Source organism: uncultured Subdoligranulum sp. (assembly GCF_937890665.1).
The window spans coordinates 1-5,389 of the sequence record NZ_CALADU010000313.1 but is presented as its reverse complement, the minus strand read 5'-3'; the positions used below and the strand labels follow the sequence as shown (position 1 = coordinate 5,389).

Annotated in this window: 6 protein-coding genes; 5 read left to right on the top strand and 1 reads right to left on the bottom strand. The window is 58.6% G+C overall.

What is annotated here, in order from left to right:
- Positions 1-94 precede the first annotated feature (94 nt).
- Complete coding sequence (locus Q0526_RS17970; protein ID WP_298736704.1) at positions 95-433, bottom strand: hypothetical protein; 339 nt, start codon at positions 431-433, stop codon at positions 95-97.
- A gap of 156 nt (positions 434-589) precedes the next feature.
- Between Q0526_RS17970 and Q0526_RS17965 the strand changes: the two genes are divergently transcribed.
- The 5 genes from Q0526_RS17965 to Q0526_RS17945 form a co-directional block, all read left to right on the top strand.
- A complete protein-coding gene (locus tag Q0526_RS17965; RefSeq protein WP_298736702.1) occupies positions 590-1,468 on the top strand; it encodes an ABC transporter permease in 879 nt (292 codons plus the stop codon).
- 12 nt (positions 1,469-1,480) lie between these two features.
- Positions 1,481-2,764: an ABC transporter ATP-binding protein gene (locus Q0526_RS17960; RefSeq protein WP_298736700.1), complete on the top strand. Its 1,284-nt coding sequence runs from the start codon at positions 1,481-1,483 to the stop codon at positions 2,762-2,764.
- Entirely contained in the window at positions 2,761-3,738 is a 978-nt protein-coding gene (locus Q0526_RS17955; protein ID WP_298736698.1) for a hypothetical protein, read from the top strand. Before Q0526_RS17960 ends, Q0526_RS17955 begins: the two co-directional genes overlap by 4 nt.
- A gap of 48 nt (positions 3,739-3,786) precedes the next feature.
- Positions 3,787-4,521 (top strand): 3-deoxy-manno-octulosonate cytidylyltransferase, encoded by a 735-nt coding sequence (locus tag Q0526_RS17950; protein WP_298736696.1) that lies wholly within the window; start codon positions 3,787-3,789, stop codon positions 4,519-4,521.
- The coding region (locus Q0526_RS17945; protein WP_298736694.1) for an aldolase catalytic domain-containing protein at positions 4,514-5,389 on the top strand (876 nt) is incomplete at its 3' end. The genes Q0526_RS17950 and Q0526_RS17945, both read left to right, overlap by 8 nt.

The window sequence follows — 5,389 nt, the reverse complement described above, 5'->3', positions numbered from 1 at the left end:
TCAACGCTCGTGCTATATTCGCCCACAAGCATAGCTTGTGGTTCTTATATGAAAACGAAACCCCGGCGGGGAAAATCCCCGCCGGGGTTTTGTTTTATTGATTCTTCTTTTTTTCCCGCCATTCTTGGTTCGCCTGCCGGCGCCAATCCTTCGTCTTGTGGTCAGCATACAGGCCGTATCCGACGGCCGGCAGAGCAAAGAGCAAGCCCAGCCCCAGTTCCTGCAGCAGCGACAGCGAAACCGCCCGCAGGACAAAGCCCAGTATGAACCAACCGACGCCCAAAAGGAGTTTGGCAATCCCGTTCATTCGGATATAGTCCGGCGTCCAGCTCTTGTATTTGTATTTTTCCGGAAGGTTCTCGAACCCCAGCAATCCGGCAATGCCGTACAAAATCCAGAATACACTGATGACCCACAGGGTGATGACACTCATGGCGGTTCCTCCTTTCGGTAGAGGGTTTCTTCTTATCTTGAGTATAGCATACCCGTCACCCCGGCGCAACACTTGCACGCTGTGTTGTATTTTCGCGGGTATTGTGGTAAAATGTAATATCTATTGGTATGCTATTCTAAAAGGAAAAGGTGCCCTATGGCTGAAAACATCCAAACACCCCGTCCCGCCAACGACGGCTGGACGACCATCATCCGCCCCCGCAGCGGCTGGTTTGATATCAATTTGCAGGAACTGTGGCAGTACCGCGATTTGACCTTGATGTTCGTCAAACGCAACTTTACGGTGCTGTACAAGCAGACCATTTTGGGGCCTGCCTGGATCTTGCTCAATCCCCTGATCACCACCCTGATCTTCAACGTGGTGTTCGGCAATATGGCAGGCATGCCCACCGACGGCGTGCCGGGCTTCCTATTTTATATGGCCGGCAACACCGTCTGGACCTTCTTTGCCAACTGCGTCAACAACACCGCCAACACTTTTGTGACCAACTCGCAGGTCTTCGGCAAGGTGTATTTTCCCCGGTTGACCATGCCGATCAGTCAAGTGCTGACCAGCCTCATCAACTTCTTGATTCAGGCCGCCATGTATCTGCTGTTCTGGCTCTACTTCTTCGCCACCGGCGCCGAGGTGCATTTTACCATCTGGACGCTGGCCGTGCCGCTGGTCATGCTGCAGGTCATGCTGCTGGGCTTGGGCGTGGGCATCATCGTTTCGTCGCTGACCACCAAATACCGGGATCTGGCCATCGCCGTGGGCTTCGGCGTCCAGTTGTGGATGTACGCCTCCCCCGTGGTCTATCCCCTCTCCATGCTGGATGAGAGCCCCCGGCTGAAAGTGTTGGTGGAGCTCAACCCCATGACCGCCCCCATCGAAGTATTCCGCGCAGCCACCTTAGGCACCGGCAGCGTATCGGCAGGTTCCATCGTATACAGCCTGCTCTTCACCGCCGCTGCGCTGATGTTGGGCGTGGTGCTGTTCAGCCGCATCGAAAAGACCTTTATGGACACCGTGTAAGGAGGGACGCTGATGAATACCACCGAAAAGCGCCCCGTTATCCAAGTCACGGGGCTGAAAAAGCAATACAAATTGGGACAGATCGGCGGCGGTACCCTGACCCACGACCTGCAAAGCTGGTGGGCCCGGGTCCGGGGCAAAGAGGACCCCAATACCGTCATCGGCACTGACCAGCGGCTCTTCGGCCAAACCTTTATGGCGCTGAACGGCGTGGACTTGACGGTCTATCAAGGCGAGGCGTTGGGCATCATTGGCCGCAATGGTGCGGGCAAGTCCACCCTGCTGAAGCTGCTTTCCCGTATCACCGCCCCCTCCGAGGGCGAGATCCGCATCCGGGGCCGGGTGGCCTCCATGCTGGAGGTAGGCACCGGCTTCAACAACGAGATGACCGGCCGGGAAAACATCTATATGAACGGCGCCATTCTGGGCATGACCCGGGCTGAAATCGACGCCAAACTGCCCCAGATCATTGAATTTTCCGAGTGCGGGGACTTCATCGACACCCCCGTGAAACGATATTCCAGCGGCATGTTCGTCAAGCTGGCTTTCGCGGTAGCCGCCCATCTGGACAGCGAGATCATGGTCATGGACGAAGTGCTGGCCGTGGGCGATATGAAGTTCCAGCAGAAATGTCTGGGCAAGATGAGTGATGTGGCCAATCAGGATGGCCGCACCGTTCTCTACGTCAGCCACAACATGAGCACCATCCGCCAACTGTGCAGCCGCTGCATCGTGCTGGACAAGGGCCGGGTGATCTTTGACGGCGACGTAGAGCAGGCCATTACCATCTATATGGACACCACCGACGTAAACGTGGTGCACTACGACCTGACCGACGTAGCCCGGATGACCGGCAGTGCCGGCAAGCGGTTCCGGCTGGAAACGCTGGACTTTGTGGGGAAGGAATCCAGCGTCTTTGCCGACACAGAAAAGATGCGGGTGAAGATCACCTGGCGGGTGTCGGAGCCTTTCGCCGGCATCCACATGAAGATGAACCTCCATGCCCGGGACTCCACACCGGTGGGTATCACCCATCCGGTGGATCTAGGCGCCGCCCAACCCGGCCAACTGTACACCACCGTATTTGAATTTGACCCCAGCCTGTTGGGCGAAGGGCAATACTATTTTTATCTGGATATTTTTGACGGCGCGCTGCGGCAGGCAGTCTGTCTGGACAAGCCGGTGACCGAATTTGCCTTTGAGGTAACCAACAGCGACCTGACCATGCCCGAGTGGGCCTCCGGCTGGGGCCGCATCCACTTCCCGCCCGTCAAACTGTTGGAGGCCGACGCATGAAGCCCAATTTGTATATCTGCCACACCGCCTATCAGGTGTTGGTAGACCTACTGCGGGCAGGCCGGGCAGCAGGCGGCCCCCACACGATGGTTCTTTCCGCCGCAGTGGCGGACGCCAAGGCGTTGGCCGCTCGGCTGGATACCACCGGCGTGGTGCGCACCGTTGTGGTGGACGAGACCCGCTGGCCCGGCACCGTCACCGGGCCGCTGGCAGCCCTGCGGAACCGCCGCGCCTTTGAGAAGCTGTGCGGCTGGAAGCTGGACCGCCCCCGGTATGAAAACGTCTATATCCACAACGACTGGAGCGTGCTGGGCCGTTACTTGCAGGACTGCCACGCCGGGTATATCCTCTGCGAAGATACCTTCGGCAGCACCTTGGGACCCGACCAGCATCTCGTCACTGACCAACGGGCTGCGCCGGATTTTGCCCGCAAGCAGACCACCGGCAAGGGCTACCTATACTGGGGCGACAGCCCGTGGTGCAAACAGGTGGAGAGTGAAGACGCCGCCCGGTGTACCCTCTTCGGCCCCGAAAAGATGATCACCGACAGCAAGAGCGCGTTGCTCGCCTCGCTGACCGACGAGGAAAAGGCACGGGTGCGCAGTGTCTTTTTGACCCGTCCTCTGCCGGAACAAGCCGAGGGTGCCACCCTGCTTTTGCCCCGTAGTTTTGTGGCGGATGGGCTGCTGACGCAGGCACGGCAGGATGCCATGTTTCAGGCGGTGGCTGCCCACTACGCGGTGGGACCGCTCTTCATCAAAACCCACCCCCGGGACACCACCGATTACGGAGCGCTCTTCCCCGGCGCGGTGATTTTGGAGCGCACCATGCCCAGCGAAGTGCTGAATTTCTGCCTGCCCTTCACCTTCCGCCGGGCGGTGACCGTCCAGAGTTTTGTGCTGCGGGGCTTCACCGCCGCCGAGGAAAAGATTTTGCTCACCTTGGAGGAAGCGCAGGCTTTGATCCCCCAGTAACCACCGATCCACCGGCGGCTTTGCCGCCCTATACAGGAGGTACTTTCCATGAAAACTATTGCTGTGATTCCCGCGCGGTACGCCAGTACCCGCATGCCCGGCAAACCGCTGGCCGATGTGCTGGGCAAACCGATGATCTGGTGGGTGTATCAGGCTGCCAAAGCCTGCCCCAAGCTGGACGATGTGCTGATCGCCACCGACGATGAGCGCATTGCCGAGGCCTGCCGGAAGTATGACATGCAGTACCTGATGACCAGTGCCGACCACGACACCCCCACCGGCCGCATTTGGGAGGTCAGCACCCGGGTGGATGCCGACCTCTATCTGCAGTTGATGGGGGATGAACCGCTGGTGAACCCTGCGGCCTTCGATCTGATTTTGCCGCAGACGCTGCCCGAAGATCCCTACTATGTGGCCGTGCTGACCAACGTGATGGAACCCCCCGCCGATGTCATCGACTTTTCCAATCAGAAGGTCGTGACCAACGCAGCCCGGGAGATCCTGCTGATTTCCCGCAGCCCCATCCCCTACCCCAAAGGCACGCTGGACTTTGAGTACGAGAAGGTCACCGGCATCCAGCTTTACAGCAAGCAGGCCTTGGCTTTCTACCACGAAACGCCCAAATCCATTTTGGAAAAGGCCGAAGAAAACGATATGATGCGTTTTATCGAGAATGGACACAAGGTCCATGCCATCGTAAGCCCCTACAAGACCGTCAGCGTGGATACCCCCAAGGATCTGGCGCTGGTCAACGAGATTTTGAAGGAGAAACACCATGCCTGAGATCAAACTGCTGGACTGCACGCTGCGTGACGGCGGCTATATCAACGACTGGCGCTGGGGATTCGGTTCTGCCCGGCGCATCATTCAGTCTTTGACCCGGGCCGGTACCGACATTGTGGAAGTGGGCTTTCTGCGCAATGTGGAAGGATACAACCCCGATGTAACGGTCTGCAACACCATCGAGGAGCTCAACCGCCTGCTGCCCGAAGAGGGCCAGCGGGGCCATACCATCTATTCCGGCATGGCTATGCGTTCCAACTATGATATTACCAAACTCAGCCCCTACGACGGCCACGGCATCGAGGTCATCCGCATCACCGCCCACGACTACGACATCCGGGACGGTATGGATTTTGCCCGGGAGGTCAAGGCGCGGGGATACAAACTGTCCATCAACCCCATCAACATCATGGGCTATGCCGATAAAGATCTGCTGTGGATCTTTGATCAGGTCAACGCCATCCATCCGTGGCAGTTCTCCATCGTGGATACCTTCGGCAGCATGCGCCGCCGGGATCTGGAGCGGATCGTCTCGCTGGCCGACCACAATCTGGCCCCTGACATCCGGCTGGGACTGCATCTGCATGAAAACATGGCCCTGAGCTTCTGTCTGGCGCAGGAGTTCATCGACAAACCGCTGCTGCGGGACAAGACGGTGGACGCCAGCCTGATGGGCATTGGCCGGGCTCCCGGCAATCTGCCCATCGAGTTGGTTGCCGACTACCGCAACGAAGCCGGCAACTGCCACTATGATCTGGACGAGGTCATGGACGCCATTCAGGACCACATCGCCCCCATGAAAGGCCATTGCGAGTGGGGCTACACCCCGGCCTACTTCCTGTCGGCCCGGTTCAACCTGCACCGCAAC

Excerpts from the sequence above, each read along its gene's own strand:
- Q0526_RS17970 (WP_298736704.1), bottom strand. The coding sequence starts at position 433 with ATGAGTGTCATCACCCTGTGGGTCATCAGTGTATTCTGGATTTTGTAC.
- Q0526_RS17950 (WP_298736696.1), top strand. The coding sequence starts at position 3,787 with ATGAAAACTATTGCTGTGATTCCCGCGCGGTACGCCAGTACCCGCATG.
- Q0526_RS17955 (WP_298736698.1), top strand. The coding sequence starts at position 2,761 with ATGAAGCCCAATTTGTATATCTGCCACACCGCCTATCAGGTGTTGGTA.
- Q0526_RS17960 (WP_298736700.1), top strand. The coding sequence starts at position 1,481 with ATGAATACCACCGAAAAGCGCCCCGTTATCCAAGTCACGGGGCTGAAA.
- Q0526_RS17965 (WP_298736702.1), top strand. The coding sequence starts at position 590 with ATGGCTGAAAACATCCAAACACCCCGTCCCGCCAACGACGGCTGGACG.